The 24,685-nt window shown below is 47.3% G+C and carries 15 protein-coding genes; 14 read left to right on the top strand and 1 reads right to left on the bottom strand.

Features of this window, described 5'->3' with window-relative positions; all coding sequences use genetic code 11:
* Window positions 1–792: 792 nt before the first annotated feature.
* The 9 genes from BN102_RS01970 to BN102_RS02010 all read left to right on the top strand — a co-directional run bounded on the left by BN102_RS01970 (window position 793) and on the right by BN102_RS02010 (window position 15,745).
* On the top strand, window positions 793–3,957 hold the full coding sequence (locus tag BN102_RS01970; protein ID WP_425357564.1) for a SusC/RagA family TonB-linked outer membrane protein: 3,165 nt from the start codon (window positions 793–795) through the stop codon (window positions 3,955–3,957).
* Between the two features lie 22 nt (window positions 3,958–3,979).
* Window positions 3,980–5,998, top strand: a complete 2,019-nt coding sequence (locus tag BN102_RS01975; protein WP_019207385.1) for a RagB/SusD family nutrient uptake outer membrane protein — start codon at window positions 3,980–3,982, stop codon at window positions 5,996–5,998.
* 412 nt (window positions 5,999–6,410) lie between these two features.
* Complete coding sequence (locus tag BN102_RS01980) at window positions 6,411–7,772, top strand: putative porin (protein ID WP_019207386.1); 1,362 nt, start codon at window positions 6,411–6,413, stop codon at window positions 7,770–7,772.
* A 19-nt stretch (window positions 7,773–7,791) separates the two neighbouring features.
* Window positions 7,792–8,949: an imelysin family protein gene (locus BN102_RS01985; protein WP_019207387.1), complete on the top strand. Its 1,158-nt coding sequence runs from the start codon at window positions 7,792–7,794 to the stop codon at window positions 8,947–8,949.
* Window positions 8,950–9,068: 119 nt separating this feature from the next.
* On the top strand, window positions 9,069–10,490 hold the full coding sequence (locus tag BN102_RS01990; RefSeq protein WP_036786941.1) for a di-heme oxidoredictase family protein: 1,422 nt from the start codon (window positions 9,069–9,071) through the stop codon (window positions 10,488–10,490).
* A gap of 44 nt (window positions 10,491–10,534) precedes the next feature.
* Complete coding sequence (locus BN102_RS01995) at window positions 10,535–11,743, top strand: porin (RefSeq protein WP_019207389.1); 1,209 nt, start codon at window positions 10,535–10,537, stop codon at window positions 11,741–11,743.
* A gap of 18 nt (window positions 11,744–11,761) precedes the next feature.
* Window positions 11,762–12,472, top strand: a complete 711-nt coding sequence (locus tag BN102_RS02000; RefSeq protein ID WP_019207390.1) for a hypothetical protein — start codon at window positions 11,762–11,764, stop codon at window positions 12,470–12,472.
* A gap of 63 nt (window positions 12,473–12,535) precedes the next feature.
* Window positions 12,536–14,611: a cytochrome c biogenesis protein CcsA gene (locus BN102_RS02005; protein WP_036786942.1), complete on the top strand. Its 2,076-nt coding sequence runs from the start codon at window positions 12,536–12,538 to the stop codon at window positions 14,609–14,611.
* 159 nt (window positions 14,612–14,770) lie between these two features.
* Window positions 14,771–15,745 carry a FecR family protein gene (locus BN102_RS02010; RefSeq protein ID WP_019207392.1) on the top strand — a complete coding sequence of 325 codons (975 nt, stop codon included), beginning with the start codon at window positions 14,771–14,773 and terminating at the stop codon, window positions 15,743–15,745.
* Between the two features lie 27 nt (window positions 15,746–15,772).
* Here the strand turns inward: BN102_RS02010 and BN102_RS10990 are convergent, their stop codons facing one another.
* Window positions 15,773–16,039: a hypothetical protein gene (locus BN102_RS10990; RefSeq protein WP_198006532.1), complete on the bottom strand. Its 267-nt coding sequence runs from the start codon at window positions 16,037–16,039 to the stop codon at window positions 15,773–15,775.
* Window positions 16,040–16,058: 19 nt separating this feature from the next.
* Between BN102_RS10990 and BN102_RS02015 the strand changes: the two genes are divergently transcribed.
* From BN102_RS02015 to BN102_RS10485, 5 genes are all read left to right on the top strand, one after another.
* Window positions 16,059–19,262 carry a SusC/RagA family TonB-linked outer membrane protein gene (locus tag BN102_RS02015; protein WP_198006533.1) on the top strand — a complete coding sequence of 1,068 codons (3,204 nt, stop codon included), beginning with the start codon at window positions 16,059–16,061 and terminating at the stop codon, window positions 19,260–19,262.
* 132 nt (window positions 19,263–19,394) lie between these two features.
* A complete protein-coding gene (locus tag BN102_RS02020) occupies window positions 19,395–20,957 on the top strand; it encodes a SusD/RagB family nutrient-binding outer membrane lipoprotein (RefSeq protein ID WP_218957797.1) in 1,563 nt (520 codons plus the stop codon).
* Between the two features lie 129 nt (window positions 20,958–21,086).
* Window positions 21,087–21,998, top strand: coding sequence for an alkaline phosphatase family protein (locus BN102_RS02025; protein WP_019207395.1), 912 nt, complete (start codon window positions 21,087–21,089; stop codon window positions 21,996–21,998).
* A 168-nt stretch (window positions 21,999–22,166) separates the two neighbouring features.
* Window positions 22,167–22,751: an RNA polymerase sigma-70 factor gene (locus BN102_RS02030; protein WP_019207396.1), complete on the top strand. Its 585-nt coding sequence runs from the start codon at window positions 22,167–22,169 to the stop codon at window positions 22,749–22,751.
* 232 nt (window positions 22,752–22,983) lie between these two features.
* Complete coding sequence (locus BN102_RS10485; RefSeq protein WP_019207397.1) at window positions 22,984–24,684, top strand: NPCBM/NEW2 domain-containing protein; 1,701 nt, start codon at window positions 22,984–22,986, stop codon at window positions 24,682–24,684.
* Window position 24,685: the final 1 nt, after the last annotated feature.

Consider the following 24,685-nt stretch of genomic DNA (forward strand, 5'->3'; position numbering starts at 1 on the left):
TGCTGTCCTAATTTGATACGTACAAATATAGCGTAATAAAGTGGGAAAAAAGAAGATTCGTAAATATTCTGCGTTTTCTTTAGTTTCCTTTGCCTTCGCAAATGGTGGCGTTTATGCGATAGATCTTGCCGTCGACGTTCCTCAACCTAAACGACCACGTCTGGAATAGATCCGTTCGGGTCTTTTATCTCACCGATCACGTCCTTTAACCTGAACGGATCTATTTTTAACCTCGACGGCAAGGTTCGGAACGTCAAATTTTAGGTTATATAACGTCAACGGATAGGTTCTCTAACCTGAACGGATCTATTTTTAACCTCAACGGCGGGATTCGGAACGTCAAGATATGCTCCTCACACGCGTTAAAAAGAGTTTGAGATCACGACAGAATAAAATCGCTTCGGTCAAGAAAGAATCTGGATGTCAATTATATGTCGCAATCTTTGGTATATTCTGTTCTTATCACGATAGTTTTTTCCGAACGCACGGAGATATTCTATCGCTATGGGTGAATGCGGCGTTTCGAGTCTTTATTTTTAATTTATTTCAAATAAATTGATAAGAAATTGTTTTTTCTTAAAAAATATCTAATTTTGTACTATTAATTTATATTGGGGTAATATTAAAAAATAGAAGTATTGTTCTGGGTTTTTTCGGATAAACACCGATTTATGTTTATCTCAATCATAAGTAAAAACTTAAATACTATGTTAAAAATTCTAAAAATGGGGGGGGGGGGTAATTCTCTCTCTTTGTTGTGGAGGCATTCAGACCTCATTCGCAACGAATGTGATAGGCATTGAAGTCGTCCAGCAGAACGGCACATGCACCGGCACCGTAAAAGACGGATCAGGCGAAACCGTCATTGGCGCCTCCGTCGTAGTAAAGGGAACCGCCAACGGTACGATTACCGGTATCGATGGCGACTTCTCACTCCAAAATGTTCCGCAGGGAAGCATTATCCAAATTTCATTCGTAGGCTACCAGACACAGGAAGTCAGCTGGACGGGAGCTCCGCTGAACATCGTTCTGAAAGAAGACAGTAAGGTGCTGGATGAGGTGGTCGTGGTAGGATACGGTACGCAGAAGAAAGTCAACGTGACGGGAGCCGTCAGCATGGTTAATGCCGACGCTATCGAAGCACGTCCGGTGGCCAACGTATCTCAGGCTCTGCAGGGAGCCATTCCGGGCCTGAACTTGACTACCAGCTCCAATGGCGGCGACCTGAACACCGCGATGCGCATCAACATCCGCGGTACGGGTACCATCGGCGATGGCTCTGTGGACAGTCCGCTGATTCTGATCGACGGCATCGAAGGCAATATGAACACGCTGAATCCGAACGACATCGAGTCGGTCTCCGTATTGAAAGATGCCGCTTCGGCTTCTATCTACGGTTCGAGGGCTGCGTTCGGTGTCATCCTCATCACAACCAAGAGCGGCAAGTCCGGAAAGGTGAAGGTAAACTATTCGGGCGACATGCGCTTCAGCACCGCCACCCAACTGCCCGATATGGTAGACTCTTATTCCTTTGCCTCCTACTTCAATCGGGCTTCCGTTAATGCCGGAGGTTCCAACCAATTCGACGATGAAACCATGGAAAGGATACAAAAATTCCTGCGTGGCGAATACACAGACCCCTCCAAACCCGAGTATTACGGCACAATAGCCAATCCTAAAAGCGGAAAATGGAAAGGCTATACCGGTTCCTTTGCCAATACCGACTGGTTCAGCGAGTTTTATAAGAAAAACGTTCCTTCTACCCAGCACAACCTCAGCTTGAGCGGAGGAACGGAAAAGTTCAACTGGTCGGTCAGCGGGAGTGTCCTCAACCAAAACGGTCTCATCCGCCACGGACACGACGAGCTGAACCGCTACACCATGAACAGTAAACTTTCGGCCGAGCTGGCTAAGTGGGCACGACTGGAATACTCCACCAAATGGACGCGTACCGATTTCGAAAAGCCCCAATACCTCACGGGGCTCTTCTTCCACAATATCGCACGTCGTTGGCCTACCTGCCCCGTCAAAGATCCTAACGGGCATTGGTTTAAAGGTATGGAAATCGCTGAGCTGGAAGACGGCGGTATCTCTCGGGAACACAAAGATCATTTCACCCAGCAGGTGAAATTCACCTTCAACCCGATCACAGGCTGGAACATCTATGCCGAAGGCGCCATGCGCACCCAAAACGAGAAATTCACCCGAAACCGCATTCCCGTTTACCACTACTATGTGGACAACACACCGTTCCTGCGCGATAGCGGCTATGGATCAACAACCTCCGTTTCCGCCGAACGCTTCCGGCAGAATTACTACGCGGTCAATATATACACCGACTACGTTCGCAGCTTCGGCAAACATAACGGTAAGTTACTGGCGGGTGTCAACTACGAACGCTATGATCAGGACAACTTGTGGGGTAGTGGCACCGATTTGACGACTTCGGAGAAACCTTACTTGAGCCAGGCGCAAAAGGATAAAAAGAATGGCGATTCTTATTGGAATCGTGCTACGGCCGGTTACTTCGGCCGGTTGAATTATGACTACGACGGTAAATACCTCCTTGAAGCCAATATCCGCTACGACGGTTCTTCACGTTTCGTGGGTGATAAGCGCTGGGCCTGGTTCCCCTCCTTTTCCGTAGGATACAACATTGCTCGCGAAGACTTCTTTGAAAAACTGACCGACAACATCAGCCTGCTGAAGCTGCGCACTTCGTGGGGGCAATTGGGTAACACCAGCTCCAGATATGACAGCTTTTGGGATTGGTATCCTTTCTATCAGCAGCAGAGCATCTCCTCAGCCAGTGGCGGATGGCTCATCAACGGTGAAAAACCCAATACTGCCTACATTCCCGGCATCGTTAACAGTAGTATGACTTGGGAAACGGTAGAAACGTGGGACGTCGGTCTGGACTGGGCTGCGTTCAATAACCGCTTGACTGGCTCGTTCGATTGGTACAGCCGCACCACCAAAGATATGATCGGCCCTGCTCCGCGACTGGGCTCCGTATTGGGAACCAACGCTCCCAAAACCAACAACTGCGATATGCGTACTACCGGTTGGGAACTGGAAATAGGCTGGCGCGACCGGATACGCGACTTTAAGTACGGCGCACGCCTCAATCTTTCCGATGCACGTTCTAAGATTCTGAGATATCCCAATGAAACAGGAGATATTTACAGTTATTATAACGGCAAATACCTCAACGAAATCTGGGGATACGAAAGTGTCGGCATTGCCAAAACCGATGCCGAAATGACCGAGTGGCTGAAAAAGAACAAGCCCAATTGGGGCAGCAACTGGGGAGCAGGCGACGTAATGTTCAAGAACCTCGCAGACCGCAAGGATGCCAGTGGTAAAATCATCGACGAAGGTATTGTGAACAGCGGAAACAATACGTTGGACGACCATGGTGATCTGAAGCGCATCGGTAACTCTACGCCGCGTTATCGCTTCGGTCTCAATCTGGATGCCGAATGGAAAGGCTTCGACTTTTCCATCTTCTTCCAAGGTGTGTTGAAACGCGACTGGCATTTCGGTTCGGGCGACCCCTACTTCTGGGGGGCAGTGGGTGATGTGTGGCAAAGCGCTGCCTTTAAAGAACACATGGACTATTGGACACCGGAAAATACGGGAGCTTATTATCCGAAACCTTACTTTGGAGAAATCCGGAAGAACCAAGTTACACAGACGCGCTACCTGCAGGATGCTTCTTACATCCGTTGCAAGAATCTCCAGTTCGGGTACTCGCTGCCGCAATCCGTTCTCCGTCCCTCCGGTCTGAGCAACTGCCGCATCTATGTATCGTGCGACAATCTGTTCACCCTCACCAGACTCTCCAGCATCTACGACCCGGAAGTATTCGGCACTTATGGAAACGAATGGGGAGGATCAGCCAAAACCTACCCGTTGCAAAGAACTGTTTCAGTAGGTGTAAACCTCAGTTTTTAATCATCTAAAGAAAAAAAAACGTATGAAAATCAATATAAAATATCTAAGTCTGTGCACGATACTGGGAGCCGTTTCCATGATCTCCACCTCGTGCAATGATCTGTTGGACCTGGATCCGGTGAGCCAGATTACGCCCGAATCCTACTACAACAACGCCGACCAGCTGGCTTCATACCTGAACAGCTACTACGACGGCTTTCTACAGTTGCCTTTCAACGGCGGCATGTATCACGATGTAAATACATGGAATGACGGTCTGGCACGCTCCGACCGGAATACCGACATCTTTGTGCAGGATGTGAACGGAAATACGAGACTTTTCTCCAATGGACACTGGGAAGTACCTGCCGGAAAAAGCTTGCAAGGCTACTATGGAAACTTCCGTATCTGCAACTACTTCCTCGAAAGGGTCATTCCGGCTTATGAGGCTAAGAAAATCAGCGGTGACGACGTTCTTATTCGCAACTATATCGGTGAGGCCTATTTCCTGAGAGCCGTCAATTACTTCAATACGATGGCCAGATTCGGCGACCTGCCTATCGTTACCACTGTTTTGGAAGACAATGATGCGGCCATCATAGAAGCCAGCAAGCGGAGCCCGCGCAATGAAGTGGCACGTTTCATCCTTGCAGATCTGGACAAAGCCATCGGTTTCCTTGCCGACCGTGGAAAATTCAAAGGACAGCGCATTAATAAAGAGACAGCCCTGCTGTTCAAGTCGAGAGTGGCTCTTTTTGAAGGAACATTCGAAAAATACCACAAAGGCTCGGGACGCGTGCCGGGCGATGCCAACTGGCCGGGAGCCAAGATGGCGTACAACAACGGAAAGTCTTTCGATATCGATGCCGAAATACGCTTTTTCCTGACCGAAGCGATGAACGCAGCCAAGCAAGTGGCCGACAAAGCAGAACTGACGGAGAATACTCACACCATGAATCCCGCAAACGGAACTGTTTACGGATGGAACGGCTATTTCGAAATGTACAGCCAACCGTTGCTGGCAAACGTGCCTGAAGTATTGCTGTGGAAAGAGTACAGCTCGGCGCAAAACATCAAGAACGATGTCCCACATCGCGTCAAGATAGGATGTGCCGACGGTTATACCCGCGTCTTTGTCGAGACTTTCCTGACCAAGAAGGGGCTTCCCATCTATGCGGACGATACGTACAAGGGTGACGTGTCGATAGACGATGCCAAGGCCGGACGCGACGAACGCCTGCAACTCTTCGTATGGGGAGAAAGCAACATGCTCGATTCCGATCCGAAAACCCCTACTGCCGGTACTGCCTTTACCAAACCTGACATTACTACAAGTGTAAGCGCAAAACGTGCCATCACCGGCTATCAGCCGCGCAAGTATTATACTTACGATTATAACCAGACGGAAAACGACGAACGCCGGGGTACCAACGCCTGTCCTATCTTCCGTTCTGCCGAAGCACTCCTGAACTATATGGAGGCTTCCTATGAACTGAACAAAAGTTTGGATGCCACTGCCAAAGGTTATTGGCAGAAGTTGCGTGCACGCGCAGGGGTAAGTACGGATATCGATGCCACGATTGCAGCTACTGACTTGACGAAAGAAAACGACTTCGCAGTCTATTCAGGTACGGCAATGATAGACAAAACCCTCTACAACATCCGTCGTGAACGCATGGCCGAACTCTTCAGTGAAGGACAACGCTTTCCTGACCTGATACGCTGGCGTGCCTTCGATCGCATGATTACGACCAAATGGATTCCCGAAGGTGTCAACTTCTGGACCGAAACCTATAAAAAATACGGCGACTTGAAAGCCGACGGATCGGCCGAAGCCATCGTCTCAAGCAAGGACCTGAGTATCTATCTGCGTCCTTACAGTCGGAGCATGCAAAGTACCAACGAACTGCGCGACGGTTATAACTGGCACGAGGCATACTATCTCTATCCCATCGGGAACGAAGATTTACGCTTGGCTTCTCCAGATAAGAAAATAGAAACAAGTAATCTTTATCAGAACATCTACTGGCCGACAACCGGCGGAGCACACGCCGAGAAATAAAACAGTAACAAAGAAAGGCGTGGACGAGGAGATAAGCAAGCAGGGCTTATTTCCTCGTCTTTATATTCCTTCAACGTGAACAGAGGATTTTGTTTTTTTATCATCTTAGCAGACTTATAAATCGGGAAATATTATTACGAGTTATTATCTGACACCTTGAAATCGAATTTAGAGTAAGGCACATTCATTTATTGTTACTTATTAAATCATACTACGATAAGGAAAATTATTTGGAGATTCATCTCCGTGGCAGTGCTGTTCTCCTGCCACCAGGTGAAGATATCGATTTCCCGATGCCTTTCCTTTGTCCTTTATGCTCATTATTTATACGGAAGAAAATACCTATTTTTAGGTATTGTTGATTGTTGGAGTTATTTCTACCTTTGCGACGAATTTTTCAGGAAATTAAGGAATGAAAATAATAGTAGGTATTTTGGCTTTCGGATGTCTGTGTTCTACGGCGACAGCATTGTATGCGGTCGAACCGGAAAAGAATTTCCCGGCTAAAGAACGACAAGATAAAGAAAAAGAATCGGTAGACGACGCATATCGGCGATTTCGTTTTGGAGGATATGGAGAGATGGTAGCGAATTTTAAGGATTACGGAATCAACCGATTCTACGGGGGGAACGACGGTAATCCGAAGAAGAATCGCAACACGATTGCTATTCCTCGCTTCATTTTGGCATTGGATTACAAGTTTACGTCCAAGTGGATACTCGGCGCAGAGATAGAGTTTGAATCCGGCGGTACGGGTACGGCCTATGAATTGGAAAATACGGAGAATGGCGAATATGAAACGGAAGTGGAAAAGGGCGGTGAAGTCGCCATCGAACAGTTTCATATCACTCGTCTCATCCATCCTGCTTTCAACGTCAGAGCAGGTCATATCATCGTACCTGTGGGATTAACGAATGCGCATCATGAGCCGATCAATTTCTTCGGTACTTCCCGTCCTGAAGGAGAGACGACCATCCTCCCTTCCACGTGGCATGAGAACGGCTTGGAATTTTTCGGTTCTTTCGGTGTCGGTTATGCCCGTTTTGACTATCAGGCCATGGTGGTTGCCGGACTGAACGCTAACGGTTTCGATCGTAATACATGGGTGGCCGATGGAAAACAAGGAATCTTTGAAGAAGATAACTTTACTTCGCCCGCTTATGTAGTTCGTTTGGATTATAAAGGAGTACCGGGTCTGCGTATAGGGACTTCGTTCTACTACTGTTCCGATGCCGGAACCAATTCGGATATTCCTGATACCTACTCAACGATGGGTAAGATTCCCGTACGGATTTTTACGGCGGATGCGCAATACCGGAACAAATATGTGACCGCTCGCGGCAATGTGGTGTACGGTAACTTGGGTAACTCTTTCATGCTGAGCCAAGCAAACGTGAAACAGTCGAACAAATCGCCTTACAGCCGTCTTGCGCCGATCGCTAAGAATGCAGTGAGCTATGCGGCTGAAGCCGGTATTCATATCGGTGCATTCCTGAAAGGAAAGAAGGTTCCGGCAATCTATCCCTTTGTCCGTTACGAATATTATAATCCGCAAGAAAAAGGCGAATCCGGACAAACGATGGACAAGCGTTGTCAGATATCGATGTGGACGATAGGTGCCAACTGGTTTGCTTTGCCCAACTTGGTGGTGAAAGCAGACTATGCTACTCGTCAAATAGGTACGGATAAAGTTTTTGGCAGGGCCAAAGGTTATAATAGCGAAAACGAATTTTCTATCGGACTGGCTTATATCGGCTGGTTTTTTAAGAAATAAACATTAATTTTTATATCAGATGAAAAGAAATCTTTTTTACACGGTAGCCCTGACCTTAGGGCTGGTATTCGTTGCTACGGCATGTGGCGACGATAAGAAAGAAACTCCGAACCCCAATCCCGACGGAATGGATTATACTCCCGAAACGGCTTCGAGTTGGCATAATTACATGAAGAATGTAGCCACATTATTAAGAGACGATGCTACGGCTCTATACAACTCATGGAATACGAGCCATAAAAAAGGCGATTCTTTTGCGTCCATTTTTAAAGCGCATGACGGCAGGGAGAAATTTAATACGGCCTTTGACTGTATTGCCCAGATTATCGACGGTTGTGTGGAAATTTCCGACGAGGTAGGCGAAAAGAAGATTGGCGATCCCTACAAAAAATATATGGCCGGAAATAAAACGGAGGCTTTGTATTCGGTAGAATCGTGGTATAGCTGGCATTCGCGCGATGATTATACCAACAATATTTATTCTATCCGTAATGCTTACTACGGCTCCATGGACGGGAAGGTAAGCACCAAATCCATTTCGGCTTTGGTTGCCGGCGTTAACAAAGAATTGGATAAAAAGGTGATCGATGCGATTGAAGGAGCGGCGAAAGCTATTCAGGCCATTCCGCAACCTTTCCGCAACAATATCAACAGTAAGGAGACGGTAGCTGCGATGGAAGCTTGCAGCGTGTTGAAAGAGACGCTGGAAAAGAATCTGAAGCCTTATATTCGCGATCATAAGGCGATAAATACCAATGAGGTGCTGGATCCCGTCGTATCGAATTATGTAGATGTAGTAGTATTGCCTACGTATAAAGACTTGAAAGAGAAGAACGAACTGTTGTACAGCGCTGTATTTGCACTGGCTTCCACTCCGAACGATGCCAATTTCGAAAAAACGTGTAAGGCGTGGATCGCGTCGAGGGAACCGTGGGAAACTAGCGAAGCGTTCTTATTCGGTCCGGTAGATGAGTTAGGTTTGGATCCGAATATGGATAGCTGGCCCTTAGACCAGAACGCCATCGAACAGCTCTTGAAGTCGCAAAACTGGAAAGAACTGGAATGGAAAGAGGGCGACGACGAGAAGAAAGTGGAAGCTGCCCAGAATGTTCGCGGTTTCCATACGTTGGAGTTCTTGCTATTCAAAGACGGCAATCCGCGCAAAGGATTGAAATAGGGCGCCGGAATAAAAAAGAATGATAGAAGTGGAGGGAAAAGCTGAGAGGCTTTGCCTTCACTTCTTTGGCGTATTTGGATTGGTGGTTTTCCAAAAAGACATGATTAAATGATTAAAGAATGAGAAAGTGGTTGTTTGTTAGTCTTGGCCTATTGCTATGCAGTGCCTGTAACGAAGAAGGAATAGAAGTACAGGATATGGAGATTCCGGAAGGTTATGCGCTCTCGGCAGGTACGTCGACAATTTTCTTGAATTCGTCGAAAGCCTACGATACCGGTGCTTCCTGGTTGTCGGGAAGCTATAATAGCCGTTTCAATGACGGAGATGGTCTGTATGACGATGTGCGTACGAGCGATAACGGTATGACGGGAGGATTAGGGCCGGTTTATGCCGGTTATTCTTGCGGCAGTTGTCACCGTAATGCCGGGCGTACGAAGCCGACGTTGTGGAGCGAAGACGGCTCGGGCAGCTACGGCTTTTCTTCCATGTTGGTGTATATCAGTCGTAAAAACGGAGCTTTCTTCCAGAACTATGGGCGCGTATTGCATGATCAAGCCATCTATGGCGTAAAGGCCGAAGGCAAACTCTCCGTAAAATACGCCTACGAGACTTTTTATTTTCCCGACGGAGAAAAATATGAACTATGTAAACCCTCCTATTCTATTTCTAAATGGTATGCCGACAGCATCAAACCGGAAGATATGTTTTGTACCGTACGCATCCCCTTACGACATGTAGGTATGGGCCAGATGATGGCGCTCGATCCGCACGAAATCGAAATGCTCGCCGCTCGAAGCAATTACCCGGAATATGGTATCAGTGGACGTTGCAACTACATCGTCGAACGAGGCGTGAGAAGCTTGGGGCTGTCTGGAAATAAGGCGCAGCATGCCGATTTGACGGTGGAATTAGGTTTCTCCAGTGACCTTGGAGTTACCAACAGCCGTTACCCGGAAGAGATTTGCGAGGGACAGGCTCAGGTAGACCAGGGCAGCATGATGGGACTTTCGTACGCACAGCTGGATGTTTCTACCGAGGAAATGGAAAATGTCGATCTTTACTTGCAGAGTTTGGGTGTTCCTGCACGGCGTAATGTCAACGATCCACAGGTAATCAAAGGGGAACAGAACTTCTATAAAGCGAAATGTCATCTGTGCCATGTAACTACGCTGCATACGAAACCTCGAGGCACTGTGCTGCTAAACGGGACCCAATTGCCGTGGTTAGGCAGTCAGACGATTCATCCCTATTCGGATTATCTCTTGCACGACATGGGGTCTGAGATTATGAGCGTAGGACTGAACGACAATTACGTCAGCGGTTTGGCGCGCGGCAACGAGTGGCGAACCACTCCGCTTTGGGGAATCGGCTTGCAGGAAAAGGTGAACGGACATACGTATTTCTTGCATGACGGACGAGCTCGCAATCTGACGGAAGCGATCATGTGGCACGGTGGAGAGGGAGAAGCATCGAAGAATCTTTTTAAACGGATGAACAAGGAAGACCGCGATGCCTTGCTCGCATTTCTGAATTCGCTTTAATTTTAATACTTGTATTACTTGGATATTTTCAGATATATTTTCTTATGAAAAAAATAATCATTATGGTCATGGCTCTTTTGCCCCTGTATGTACAGGCGCAGCAAGAAGCCGATACGGAGAACGGAGTCGTTTCGTTAGCAGGAAGAGAAGGATTCACCATCGGGACGAAAAAGGGAGATTTTGTCTTTAAACCCTATTTGTTGGTGCAAACATCCGGGCGGTTCAACTATTATGACGACGAAGGGTTGGATAAAGCCTATAATCAGGATAACGTAGCTAATTCCGGCTTTGCCATTCCTTATGCCGTATTGGGTTTTACGGGTAAAGCTTTTGATAAAGTGACGTTCAACCTTTCCATCAATGCGGCCGCTACGGGAGGAGCATTGCTGCAACAGGCATGGTTCGACGTTCAGTTAAGTAAACAGCTTGCCGTTCGTGCGGGTAAATTCAAAACGCCGTTCACTCATGCGTATCTGACTACGTTGGGGGAGACGTTATTGCCTTCGCTGCCGGTTTCTTTGACTTCTTCCGTGATCATTCCTCACACGCTCAATGCCGTAACGCCGAACATCGGGACAGGCTTCGATTTAGGTATCGAACTGCACGGGTTGTTAGCGGGTAAGTACGGTTATCAGGTAGGTCTGTTTAACGGTACGGGAATTTCGGTCAATACGGCTTCTAAAACTTTCAGCGACGATTGGCACATTCCTTCTTTGCTCTATGCCGGCCGCTTTACTTATATGCCGAAGGGTATTATGCCTTCCATGCAGGGTAATCCTAACCGATTGAAGGAAGATAAGATTCTTTTCGGCGTTTCTGCTTCAATGAATGTGGAAAGCGAGAATGAGAGCACGAACGATTTTCGTAGCGGATTGGAATTTGCGATGCTGAAGAATAGGCTCTACCTGGCTGCGGAGATGTATTACATGCATCTGGGCTTTACCAATCGCATGAAGATATCCGAATCTTTCGACTTCTTGGGAGGCTATGTGCAAGGCGGTTATTTTGTGGCTCCGCAAGTGCAGGCGGCGCTTCGTTATGATTTCTTTAATCGGAACGGACTGGATAAAAACGGCTTTCTGAATATGCCTGCTGTAGGCCTGAATTATTTCTTTAAGGATTGCAACCTGAAATTGCAGGCGATGTACCAATTCATCGCTCGTACGGGACATGACACGCAACTCGATCGGGATAACGATGATTTAGGCTTGGCAAAACACTCGGCATGCGTCATGTTGCAATATACCTTCTAACGGAAAGGAGAGTAAGGTATGAGAACGATTTTCCTCTTCTTTGTTTTCTTCGGTGCCGTGTTGACGGCTTGCGACGACGGACGGATTCACGAAAAGGAATACGAACCGACGGGGGAAGGACGTACTGTGGAGTTGACGGGAGTCATCAGCGGAATAGCTAAATGGTCGAATGATTACAGCGTGGTGATAGCCGGTTTTGACGCGTCGAGCCCGTATGCGATCGTCTCTAAGACAATACCGGCCCCTGAAAAGGAAGGTAGGGAGATACAACTTACCATGTCCGGCATTACCGAGAAGGTTGCTACGGTAGAATTGTGCGTCATCGACAAGTTGCGTAAACGAATCCTTTCGTTTAAAGAAGTGGACTGCAAGGCGGAGACGGGTGATACGATTCGAATCAAAGCGGATAAGGTCGACGCTGGCATGTTCCATGCTATCCAAACGATAGTGTTCAATGCGGATTGCATCAGTTGTCATGGAAAGAGTAACGAGGCTGCTGCCGGCCTATGGCTGACGGAGGGGAAGAGCTATGTTTCTTTAGTCAATCAACCGTCGAAGGCGAATCCCGATATGTTACGCGTCAAGCCACGACAGCTGCAGGAAAGTTTGTTGCACCTGGTCCTGAAGGAAAACGGCCATGTACGTCATGATCATGTCGACTTGCTTTCGGCCAAGCCGGAAAAATTAGAATTGATAGATAGTTGGATCCTGAACGAAGCGCAGGAGTAGGATGCGGAGGCTTCGATAAAGAACGGTCGCGCTCCGTTTCAATCCATAAAAGCACGAGAATTCTTGAAAAAAGTACTCATAGGCTGTTATAGCTGTCTGGTGGGGATACTCGCTGTGGCTACTTTCGTAGAACAGGCGAAAGGGACGGACTATGCAGTAAAAAACATCTATCATACCCTCTGGTTCTTCGGATTGTGGGCGGCGATAGCTGTCGGAACATCTGTCGTTTTTATTCGCAGAACGCTGTGGCGTCGTTTTCCTGTGGGATTGCTTCATGGTTCTTTCCTGCTTATTTTGGCGGGAGCGACGGTGACGTTCGTTACCGGAAAGAAGGGGTACATCCATTTGCGTCCGGGTGTGGCGGAGAGTCGTTTTTTGCTAGAAGAGAACGGAAAAAGTGCGAGTTTGCCTTTCGCTTTGCGATTGGATAGTTTCAAAGTCGAGTATTATCCGGGTACGAAGGCGCCTTCCGATTACGTAAGTTATACGACGTGTCTGTCTGCATCCGGAAAGGAGATCTCGCACGAACGCATTGCGATGAACCGGATCTTCCTTTCGCACGGTTTCCGTTTTTACCAGTCTTCGTTCGACGAGGATAAGCAGGGCAGTTGGTTGACGGTAAACTACGATCGCTGGGGTACGGATATCACTTATGCGGGATATCTGCTGTTCGGGATAGCCGTATTCGGTTTACTATTTTCCAGACGGGAAGATTTCCGACGTTTGCTAAGGCATCCCTTGCTGAGGCGGAGCGGATTGTTCGTCTTGTTGCTCCTCTTCCCTTGGATGGGGGCGGCGCAAATGCAATCGAAGAAGGTGCCCGTATTGCGACGTGTGCAGGCAGACAGTTTGGCACGCCGGCAGGTGATTTATCACGACCGGGTAGCGCCGTTCAATACGCTGGCTCGCGACTTTTTGCAAAAACTCTACGGGAAGAGTTCGTACTACGGATTAACGCCCGAACAGGTGATGGGCGGTTGGTTGCTTCGTCCTGAAGCATGGAAGAAGGAACCGATTATTCGGATAAAAAGCAAAGCGCTGCGTCGATTATTGAACGTACGGACTGCGTGTGCAAGTTTGACGGATTTGTACGATGGGAATGTGTATCGGCTGCAAGCATATTGGCAGCGCGAACAAGGACGGGGGAAATTGGCGAAAGCCATTCGGGAAACCGATGAAAAAATCGGGTTGATCCTGATGTTGGAACGTGGAACCTTGATTCGTCCTTTGCCTGATGACGGGAAGGTAAAACCGCTGTCGAAAATAAAGTTGGAAGCCGAACTGCTCTATAACCGGATTCCTTTCAGCAAAATCCTTTTCATGATCAATCTGACGATGGGAATAGTAGTCTTTTTGCACTGGCTCGTTGTCGGATTGTACAAGGCCGAAATGAGAAGGGGCGGAAAGATAATCGGCTTTGTCTTTTCTTTTACTTTGTACGGAGTATTATTATTCGGCTTAGTGGGGTATGCTTTGCGCTGGTATATCGGAGGGCGCATTCCTTTGAGTAACGGCTACGAGACGATGCTGTTCATGGCTTTGTGCGCAGGAGGTATCTCCGCGTTGCTTCACCGCCGTTTTCCATTCATGTTGCCGTTCGGTTTCCTGCTCTCCGGATTTACATTATTGGTGGCTTACCTCGGGCAGATGAATCCTCAGATTACCCCTTTGATGCCCGTGTTGGTATCGCCTTTGCTCAGCATCCATGTCTCGATGATCATGATGGCTTATGCGTTGCTGGCTTTCATTATGTTGAATGGCGTGTTGGCACTGTGTCTCTTTTGGGGGAAGAAGACGGCGGACAGACAGCCTGAGAAGGATGAACGGATAGCGCAGCTGACTGTCCTCAGTCGCCTGATGCTTTACCCCGCCGTGTTCCTTTTGGGAATCGGAATCTTCTTGGGAGCCGTCTGGGCGAATGTCTCGTGGGGACGTTACTGGGCGTGGGACCCGAAGGAGGTCTGGGCATTGATTACCTTTCTCGTTTATGGTGCAGCTTTTCACCGGCGTGATTTGTCGCTATTCAGACAGTCACGATTCTTTCATATTTATATGATTGTTGCTTTCCTGACGGTATTGATGACTTATTTCGGCGTAAACTATTTCCTCGGAGGGATGCATAGCTATGCCGATGGCTGACGGGGGGCGGCGCGTTCTTTTATTCTTTCCTGCGAGGCGAACGAATGCAGAACAATCGTTGTCCGGCCATTTTACGCATAGACATGATGAAAGCAACCGACCTTTTTAGGGTATTTGGGTTCAGAATTGTCATTCTCTGTAGTTATAAGGATGATAAGAATGGAAATTGATAAGGAATTGCTTAAAAGATATATTGAAGGAAGAGCTTCCGATAGGGAACGAATACTAGCATACAGATGGATATCGGCGCATCCGCAACATCTGAAAAGATATTTGACGGAGAAACGGCTGTATGAACTTTCTCTTTTCCGCTCTGCGGAAAAACAAACGGAGAAGTCTGACGGAGAGAAAAAGAAAGGCATCTTCGCCTTAAAGAACATCCGCATTGCTCGTAGAGTTAAATATGCGGCCGCCGCCGTTTGCCTTTTATTGGCGATCGCCTCGTTATGGAACCGATTTACCAAACGCTCGGACGTTTCTGCTTTGCGAACGGTTTATGTCCCTACCGCGCAAATGACGTCTCTTACCCTGGATGACGGTACGCTGATCGAATTAGGTTCGAACTCTAAACTGTCCTTCCCTCCGGTATTCGATAAGAAAGAGCGCGACGTTTATCTGAGTGGAAGGGCTTTTTTTAAAGTCGCTAAGAATCGGCGTCGCCCGTTCGTGGTCACGACGCGGGACGGAGCGATCACAGTGATGGGAACGATGTTCTATGTAGACGCCATTCCCGAACGAAACATTTTTACGGTTTCTCTTATCGAGGGACAGGTTCTGATCAGCTTGAACAAAGAGGTTGAAAAGCCTCTCCAATTGAAACCGAAGGATCGGGCCGTGCTGAAGAACGGGAGATTAGTCGTATCGCCGATTGTCGATTACGATGAGTTCCTTTGGCGGGAAGGAATTTTATCTTTTAAAGAAAAGAATCTGGAAGAGATTATTTCGCAATTGAGTCTGCTCTATAATTTAAAAATCATTATCCAGAATCGCGATCTGTGTCTGAAACAAACACATACGTATAGCGGGAAATTCCGCCAATTGGACGGGATCGATTACGCGTTGCAGGTGTTGAAGCAGAAGATCGGCTTCGACTATGAACGCGATGAGCGAACGGGAGAAATTTATATCAGGTAGAAATGAAAAAACAGAAGGAGGATATGTCTATGGAAGAAGATTGACAGTTAAGATTCCGGGAAGCGCAGCAACACTTCCCGGGAAATGCAGCGTAATACAACCAATTTCTAATCGTATTAATAATAAATTATACAAAGGTATGGATAAAATGAGTGCGCCGTATACATTTTTATGGAAAACACGCGGTTTAAAGTTTCGATTGAATTTATATGTCGTGTATTTTATCTTTTCTTTGATACCTTTTTTCTCATCGGCAACAGAACAAACGAATTTATCGGGTATTAAAATTTCCATTCGGAGAGAAAACGTTTCTTTGAAGGAAGTACTGAATGTCATCGAGAAGCAAAGCGATTTTCTGTTTCTGCGGGACGACCATGTTGATATAGAGAAACGAGTGTCGATCAATGTAAGGGATAAATCATTGGAAGAAACGCTTGATATCTTATTCGAGCACTCGGATGTCAACTATAAGATCGCGGGAAAACACGTGTGGTTGTCCGTTAAAAAGGAAAAACTTGACGAACGAGAGCAAATTCGGCAGAAAAAACGAGTCTCCGGAACGATTACGGATTCGAACGGAGATCCGGTAATCGGAGCCAATGTCGTAGAAATCGGGGAGCCGACCAACGGTACGATTACGGATATGAACGGTAACTTTTCAATCGAAACGAATGCGAATGCGATATTGAAAATATCTTATATCGGCTATGTCGAACAGGAGGTGAAAACATCCGCTCAGAAAACGCTTCGCATCGTCCTGAATGAGGATACCAAGTTTCTGGAAGAGGTCGTCGTGACGGCATTGGGAATCGAAAGAAACAAAAAGACATTGAGCTACTCTTCCCAGCAGGTGGACGTGATGGGCTTGAGTAAAATCAAAGACGTGAGCTTGGGAAACAGCCTGTCCGGGAAAATTGCCGGCGTAACGATCCTTTCTTCCACCGGCAGCGCAGGTGTTACGGGAGATCCGCGTATTATCATCCGCGGTAACCGTTCTATTCATGGAAACAACCAACCGCTGATAGTGGTCGACGGCAACCCTTATTCTTCTTCGGGAGGAGGCCTATCCCGTTTGAATCCGGACGATATTGCCAGTATGAACGTTTTAAAAGGGCCGACGGCAGCCGCCCTTTACGGATCGAGCGCTCAGAATGGTGCTGTTATCGTGACCACTAAAAAAGGTAAAATCGGAAAACCGCAGATAGAGATTAACTCGTCGTCTGTTTTTGATCAGCCTTTTCTCTATCCGGAATTTCAAAATGAATATTCGCAAGGCAGTAACGGCGTATATTCGGCCAATGCCGAAGGCGATAGTTGGGGAGCCAGGATGATGGGACAAACGGTAAAAAATTGGACGGGAGAGGATATTCCGTTGCTCCCTCAGAAAAATAATGTGAAAGATATATTCGGTACGGGATACAACTTGGTAAACGGCATTTCGTACAGTGCAGGAAACGAGAAATACAGTGCCTATTTCTCGTATGCGAACACGACAGCCCAAGGCCTGATCAATACCAATAAAATGCAACGGCATAATTTCAATCTGAAAATGACTGCCGAGCTGTGGAAGCATGTGACTTTCGATTTCAAAGTGACTTGGTATCTGGAGGACGTCAAGAACTCTCCCGACCAAGGTGACAGTGACTTTAGCCCGATGATGCAGGCCTTTATTATGCCCCGCAGCATCCGTACGAAAGATATAAAAGCCGGGTCCTATGTCGACGAGATGGGACATCTTAAACAATTGACGTGGACGCCTAAATCCACCTTAGTTTTAAATCCTTATTGGGCAAAGAAAGGACGGGAAAACCCCTCGAAATCGAATATGGTCAATTCGTTAGCGGTATTGAAATATCGTTTTACCGATTGGTTGACCTTGCAGCTGCGTAGCGGCCTGAGGCGATCGAACTCTTCTTACGAATCAAAAGTGTACTGGGATACTTATTATATCAATACGGGAAAAGGGGATTACAGGAAAGGGAGTTCCGAATCGCAGGATTTCAATGCCGACTTTTTGGTAACTTTTACAAAAAAGGTCGCCCCGACTTGGGCTGTAAATGCGAGTATCGGAGGCGAATGGAGAGATTCGAAAGGCTCGTGGATCGATACGAGGGTGAAAGAGGGCGGATTGAGCATGGAAAATAAGTTCGGTTTGGCGTATGCGGCCAATGGAGTGGCCGCTACGGAGAACGATTGGCACACGCAAAAACAATCTATTTATGGAATGGGACAGCTTGCTTTTCACGATTATCTCTTCCTGGATGTGACGTGGCGCAACGATTGGAGCTCAACACTGCCTTCGCCCTATCGATATGCTTATCCTTCCGTCGGTTTGACCGCGGTCATTTCGGAGATGGTTCCTCTGTCGAAATGGTTCTCTTTCGTTAAATTAAGAGGGATTTACGCCGAAGTAGGCAACGATGCTCCCAGAAGCATGATTTATCAAACTTTCGAGGTGCAGGACGGGGGACCCTTGGGATGGGTCAGCCCGAAATCGACCAGAATGCCGGTCGGCTTGATTCCTGAAAAAACGAAATCATGGGAAGCAGGGGCGGAAATCCGCTTTTTACAGGATCGCCTGGGCCTTGACTTTACTTATTACAAATCGAATACTTACAATCAATTGATGCGGGTGACCACTCCACCCACTTCAGGATACGGATCTACTTGGTTCAATACCGGAAATATCCAGAATAAAGGAATTGAAATCATTCTCTGGGGAACTCCTGTTCAAACAATCGACTGGAGTTGGGATGTCCAAATCAATTATGCCAAGAATATCAATACGGTAGTAGAACTGTCTCCGACACTGGATCGCTATAAGCTCGCCACTCCCGATCAAGCTATGGGGCAGTCGTGGGTTGAAAAAGGGCGTCCTTTCGGAGAAATCTATGTGAGAGATTTCCAAAAGAACGCTGCCGGTCGGTATCTGGTCAGCGAAAAGGGCATGCCGCTTGTCGAAACCGATCCTGTCACCTATCTGGGGAATTTCAATTATGATTGGACGAGTTCTATGACAAACACATTTAAATATAAAAACTGGAATCTTTATTTCTTGATTGATTGGAATAATGGGGGGTATCGTGTTTCCGGTTCCGAATCCTATCTGATGTTTTACGGTACGGGCAAAAATTCGTTGCATGGTCGCGAAGAAGGGTTTATTTTTGACGGAATGAAGGAGAATGGACAACAGAATGACATCCCGATTACGGCGCAGGATTTCGGTCAATTGGTCGGAGGACGTTCGTACAATTCTGTCGGGAAGATCTTTTCACATAAAGCCACGAACTCGCGTTTACGGGAATTGTCTGTCGGTTATGCCATCCCCTTAAAGGGAGCGCTGATAAAAGGGATGGAAGTGTCGCTTGTCGGTCGTAATCTCTTTTTTATTTATAACGGATGCAAATGGTTCGATCCCGATGTCACTTACAATACGAGAGTGAACGGACAGGGTTTTGAAAGCGCTTTCCTGCCGATGAGTCGCAGTGTAGGGCTGAATATTAAACTTAAATTATAACGGTGTAAGAAGAAAGGAATCACGATTATGAAGAACGTAGAAAAAAATAGATGCTTTTTGATTCTCGTAGCGGGAATGACGATTTTTTCGGTCGTATGGTTTTCGTGTACGGACGATTTTACGAAATATAATATGGATAAAAACGAAATCATGGAACTTGGTCAATCTCAATATGCCGGAGCTTTCAGCCGAATATTGAAGACCTCTCTGGATTGGTATGACTGTGAGATGCATGATATTTCCAATGCGGTCACCCTGCATTCTTCGGGTTATACCGTGACTGGTTTTCCGCTGTTGGACAGGTTCGCGCTTCGCGCCGGTTGGACGCAATCGGCTTTCTTGGATCAATCCAATGCCATCTTTTATGCGAATGCGATCATGGATAAAGCTCAAGAAAGCGGAGATATGAATGTCTATAACATGATAAAGATATATCGGAGTTTCAGCTTCCTTTTACTGACCGATGTGTGGGGGCCTATCCCCTATAAGGAATTGGGAAACGGAAAGTTGACGGTTCGCTACGAGAGCCAAAGAGATGTCTATTATCAGCTGTTCGAAGATTTGACCGCAGCGGTCGCCGCCCTGACGGAAGAACTGAATAAAAATCCCGCGCTGAATGTCTTTGGAGCGGGCGATGTGATTTTCGGCGGAAGCGTATCGCAATGGGTGAAATTCGCCAACGTCATCCGGTTGCGCATGGCATTGCGCATTTCGAACGTAGAACCGGAAAAGGCAAAGCTGGAAGGAGAGGCGGCTATAGCCACCAATCTGTTGCTGAAATATGCCGGCACGGATGATATGAGCCTGCCCACCGATCCCAAATTCAATATGAAGAACGATAACGGATATAACCGGATGAATGGCTATGGAGAGGTTATTATGAGCAATAACATGGAAAGTTTCTTGATCGGTTTTAAAGACCCTCGGGTGAAAGAATTTTTCTCTCCCACCACAGAAGAAGGATGGGCGGTAGCCGACTTCCCCGAATTTGCTTATCGTATCGGGAAATATTGCGGCATGGCGAGCGGTACGCCGCATGCCAAAAAGGATCCGGTCTATCTCTCTCATTCGAAGATGGGGCCGCGCTTTCATCCGGACAGGATGTATATAACTCCGACTCCTGTTTTCAATGCGGCCGAAACATGGTTCCTGTTGGCGGAAGCGGCCTGGAGAGAATGGAGCGGAGCCGGAGACATGAAAACGAATTACGAAACAGGTATTCGGGAATCGATGAAACAGTGGGGGATTACCGATCAAACCGAAATCGATTCGTATCTCGACGGAGAATCCAAACCTTCTGCCACAGAATATTGCCGTGCGGAAATAGAAGGAGAGCAAACAAAATTTGTCACGACGATCGAACAGCCATTGAGTACGATTTGCGTGAAATTCTCTTCCGATAAGCAGGAACAGTACGAGCAGATTATCACGCAAAAATGGTTGGCCATGTATCCGAACAGTACGGAAGCCTGGGCTGAATACAGGAGAACCAGATTGCCGAAGTTATATCCGAAGAAATCGTCCGTGAATCCGAATGTGGATCCGGCTAAAGGGCAAGTCTTGACCCGTTTACCTTTTATTGAAGATGAGGTCGCTTCCAATCGGGAAGAAATCGCAAAGGCAATTCAATTATTAGGAGGGCCTGATTTGGAAACGACCCCTTTATGGTGGGATATACATCCGAATGGGAAATAGACGTGGGCGAAACGACCCGATGCCGTTTCGCCGGACTTCGAGGTATCTTTATAAAGGGCTTCTTCGTCAAAATCTTTTAGGGAAACCGCGTGGATGATTGTCTTTTATAATAAAAAATAAAAAGAGAAAATGAAACAGCTTATTTATGCAGGATTGTTTATGGGTATGTGTGTTAGTTGTGTTTCTCCTTCGGGAGAAAACGGGCGGCAGAAAGGGCTACCGCATGTATTGGTAATAGGTGTCGACGGAATGGGGGCACATGCTTTCTCGATGGGGCAAAACCTTCCCCACTTCGACTTTCTGATGCAGAACGGAGCTTATTCGTTAGCGGCTCGAACCATTATGCCGAGCGTCAGCGCTCCGGCGTGGACGACGCTTTTTACGGGAACTACGCCCGAACGTCACAGTGCGGGAGACAACGATTGGAGAGTGCATAATCGCCCGATGGAACCGATTTACAAAAATGAATTCGACATGTTTCCTACCATGTTCGGGGAAATACGGGCTCGATATCCGGAAGCGGTTTTAGGAGCGATCTATCATTGGGGAACGATTGGCGAATTGATTGAAAAGGGAGTGTGCGATCTGAGTATCCCTGCTGGTTCGGAAGAGGAGGCGATACGGAAAACAGGTGATTTTATCGCAGAGAAAAAGCCGAATCTGACATTGGTGCATGTAGACCATCAAGATCATGCGGGGCATAGCGAAGGATATCAATCGAATACCTACGTTCGAGCTACGCTGAAGACGGATAGTCTGGTCGGGGCTTTGATGGAGTCGTTGAGAAAAGCGGATCTTCTCGATCGGACTTTTATTTTTATCGTGGCCGATCACGGAGGTTTTAAAACCGGTCACGGCAATGCCCGTCGGGAAGAAATGGAAGTGCCTTTCTTCATCTACGGACCGGGCGTAAAGAAAGGATACCAAATAGAGCATCCGGTGTTCAATTATGATCTGGCACCGACCATTGAATGGCTGTTCGGAGTAGAACCGAACGAGTGGGTGGTCGGAAAACCGCTGAAAGATGCTTTCTCATGGTAGATCAATCTCTTTTTCGACTGCCTGGATGAATGAAATGCACCTGGAGAAAGATTCGGGTCGGGAAGAATAATAACGTTCAAGTAGTCTTTTTTCACCTTATTTCTAAACCGGATTAAAGAAAGTTCCTTGTTTTTCCTATATCTTTGAAATGCTAATACGTGAAAACAGATGCCGCCTTTAGGAAAAAGAGATTTTAAAGAGATCTATACGCATTATTTTAAGAGATCTTTTCTTTTTATCAAATCGTACGTCTTTGACGATATGATAGCGGAAGATATTGTCTCCGATTGCATTATCTCGACTTGGCAGCATGCTCAGAAAATAACCATCGTCAATTTGGACGCTTACTTGCATACGCTCCTGAAAAATAGAGTGTTGAATTATTTGAAACACGAACGCATCAAATATACGCTTTTTAGCAAAATAAAGGATGAGCAGGTCGAAGAACTGTCACTGAGGATCAATACGCTTGAATCGTGTTTCCCGCAGCAGGTCTTGACCGGCGAAATCCAGAGAATAGTGCGACAGACATTGGATCAGGTCTCCTCGCAAAGCAAGGAGATTTTTACGCAAAGTCGATTCCACGGAAAAACGAACCAGGAAATAGCCTCCATGATGAATCTGACCATAAAAAGCGTAGAATATCATATCACAAAAGTGTTGAAACTGCTGCGGATGAGTTTGAAAGATTATCTGCTCGGCTTCGTTTTTGCCCTTGCAGAAGCCGTCGAAAATCTCAAAATATTTTTTTGAAGCTTGCTAAGCCAGTCAAAGGGTCCAAAATAACTTTTTGGAGTTTGCTAAGCCGCTCAAGAGCTTCTTTCTCGTCCGTTTCTTCGCAATATCTTCTTTTTTAGGGTATCTCGATCTTAAGTTGTCTTAAGACAAAAGATCTTTTTAAAAAAGGGATTCTACGTGGGAAAAACCGGAGAAAGACGGAAATAAAAAGGAGATGAATTAATTTCACGATTGAATTTTTAATACGATGCAACGAAGAAATTTTATCAAATCTTCAGGATGGATTGCCGGAACGGCATTGGCATCCTCACTGTCGGCATGGGCCCGACCTGTCCGGCTCGTTCCGGGGGGTAAGCGCGGCAGCGACCGCTTGCAAACGCCCGAATGGATCACCCGCTTTGCGGAACTTAAAACGCAAGTAATGGAAAAACGCAGACAAGCGGCAGGAATGTCGATTCAACCAGTTCGGAAGAAAGTCGGGGAGCAGGCATCTGCTTTTTCGATCGACCTGCACGGTGTGGAAACGCTCTTCCTGTCGGCTGTGCGCGGCGACCAGAGTGGGCAATGGGATTATGCCGTCTGGGGAAATGCCCGGCTGATCGCCCCCGGGGGGAAGAGCGTCTGGTTGGACGAGGTTCCGTTTGAATACGAACGGACGGGACATGACAGCGTTCCTCGGATGCGAGTAAACGATAGCGGCGAACCCATCCGTATTGCCGGGAAGGTTTATGAGCGCGGCGTTTTCTGTTTTGCCGACTCGATGCTGGCGTATCCGATACGCGGGAAATATGAACGTTTCGAGGCGGAGATCGGCGTGGAGGATCATGCTCAGAAAAAGGGCGCTGTCTTTTTCAGTGCCTCGAATGTCGATGCCGCTCTTCTCGCAAAAGCGTTTTACCGACAGTATCCGGAACAAGCCGGCGCTTTATATGCCGCTTCGATGGCTGTGGGGAAAAATATGGAGACATTGTTGCTGATGCCGGATGCATCGATAGAGCGCGCCCTGGTGAAGATGTTGCTGGGAAAACTGAAAGGAGAGATAGCGGAATACCGGACACAATTAGAAAGTGCGGAAGCCGAAACCGGTTTGAAAAACCGACTGGTGGTTTATCTTACCTTGTTCGAGCAGCTGCACGAAGCCTATCTGATGCAACGGACGCGGGAGTCGAAATTTTCGTTTGCTTTCCTGACCGATGTGCACTTGTATGAGAATAATGCCCGGGGCAGCGCCGACGGTTTCAGACGAGCGCTGGAACAGGTGAAGCTGAGGGACGTGGATTTCCTCCTGTTCGGCGGCGATAATGCGCCCGTAGATCATTACCGGCCGGGCGACGAACGGGCGGAAGCGTTGATGAAAACGTTCAAGGACATGGTCGACGGAAACGGGCAAAAAGCTTATTATATGGCTGGCAATCACGATCTGGTGTTTACGGACGGCTCGCTGGATGTGCAAAGCCTCCGTACGTATGAGAAAGTTTTCGGTCCCGCCTATTACTCGTTTACCCATAAAGGTGTGCATTTTATCGTGCTCAACAGCAATGAACAGGACGGGAAAGGAGAGTATCGCTTGGGCGAAGGGCAGATCGCATGGCTGAGAAAAGACCTGAAGGCTGTCGGAACCGACGTGCCCATCGTCCTCGCCATGCATGTCCCGATGCTTTCGCTCTATTATCCGGCCATCGAAGGACGTTATGTGACGAGCGACGGCATGTTTTCGAATTATAAGGAGGTGTGGGATATGCTTCGCGACTACCGGGTAGAGCTCGTCCTGCAGGGGCATCAGCATGTGTATGAGGAAATATATACCCGAAAGACGCAATTCGTCACCGGTGGGGCTATCTGCGACAATTGGTGGTTGGAGGGCGGTTTTGGCGATACTTTCAGCGGTTACCTGATGGTGTATGTCGATCGCGATGACCGTATTACGTGGGAATATGTCTGTTTTTAAT

The sequence above is a fragment of the Phocaeicola abscessus CCUG 55929 genome (assembly GCF_000312445.1).
Lineage (GTDB): Bacteria > Bacteroidota > Bacteroidia > Bacteroidales > Bacteroidaceae > Phocaeicola > Phocaeicola abscessus.

What these genes read in the sequence shown, in the direction of transcription:
- BN102_RS01990 (WP_036786941.1), top strand. Translation starts at nt 9,069, where the DNA reads ATGAGAAAGTGGTTGTTTGTTAGTCTTGGCCTATTGCTATGCAGTGCC.
- BN102_RS01980 (WP_019207386.1), top strand. Translation starts at nt 6,411, where the DNA reads ATGAAAATAATAGTAGGTATTTTGGCTTTCGGATGTCTGTGTTCTACG.
- BN102_RS02020 (WP_218957797.1), top strand. Translation starts at nt 19,395, where the DNA reads ATGGATAAAAACGAAATCATGGAACTTGGTCAATCTCAATATGCCGGA.
- BN102_RS01995 (WP_019207389.1), top strand. Translation starts at nt 10,535, where the DNA reads ATGAAAAAAATAATCATTATGGTCATGGCTCTTTTGCCCCTGTATGTA.
- BN102_RS10485 (WP_019207397.1), top strand. Translation starts at nt 22,984, where the DNA reads ATGCAACGAAGAAATTTTATCAAATCTTCAGGATGGATTGCCGGAACG.
- BN102_RS02030 (WP_019207396.1), top strand. Translation starts at nt 22,167, where the DNA reads ATGCCGCCTTTAGGAAAAAGAGATTTTAAAGAGATCTATACGCATTAT.
- BN102_RS02010 (WP_019207392.1), top strand. Translation starts at nt 14,771, where the DNA reads ATGGAAATTGATAAGGAATTGCTTAAAAGATATATTGAAGGAAGAGCT.
- BN102_RS02000 (WP_019207390.1), top strand. Translation starts at nt 11,762, where the DNA reads ATGAGAACGATTTTCCTCTTCTTTGTTTTCTTCGGTGCCGTGTTGACG.
- BN102_RS02025 (WP_019207395.1), top strand. Translation starts at nt 21,087, where the DNA reads ATGAAACAGCTTATTTATGCAGGATTGTTTATGGGTATGTGTGTTAGT.
- BN102_RS01975 (WP_019207385.1), top strand. Translation starts at nt 3,980, where the DNA reads ATGAAAATCAATATAAAATATCTAAGTCTGTGCACGATACTGGGAGCC.
- BN102_RS10990 (WP_198006532.1), bottom strand. Translation starts at nt 16,039, where the DNA reads ATGGAAATTTTAATACCCGATAAATTCGTTTGTTCTGTTGCCGATGAG.
- BN102_RS01985 (WP_019207387.1), top strand. Translation starts at nt 7,792, where the DNA reads ATGAAAAGAAATCTTTTTTACACGGTAGCCCTGACCTTAGGGCTGGTA.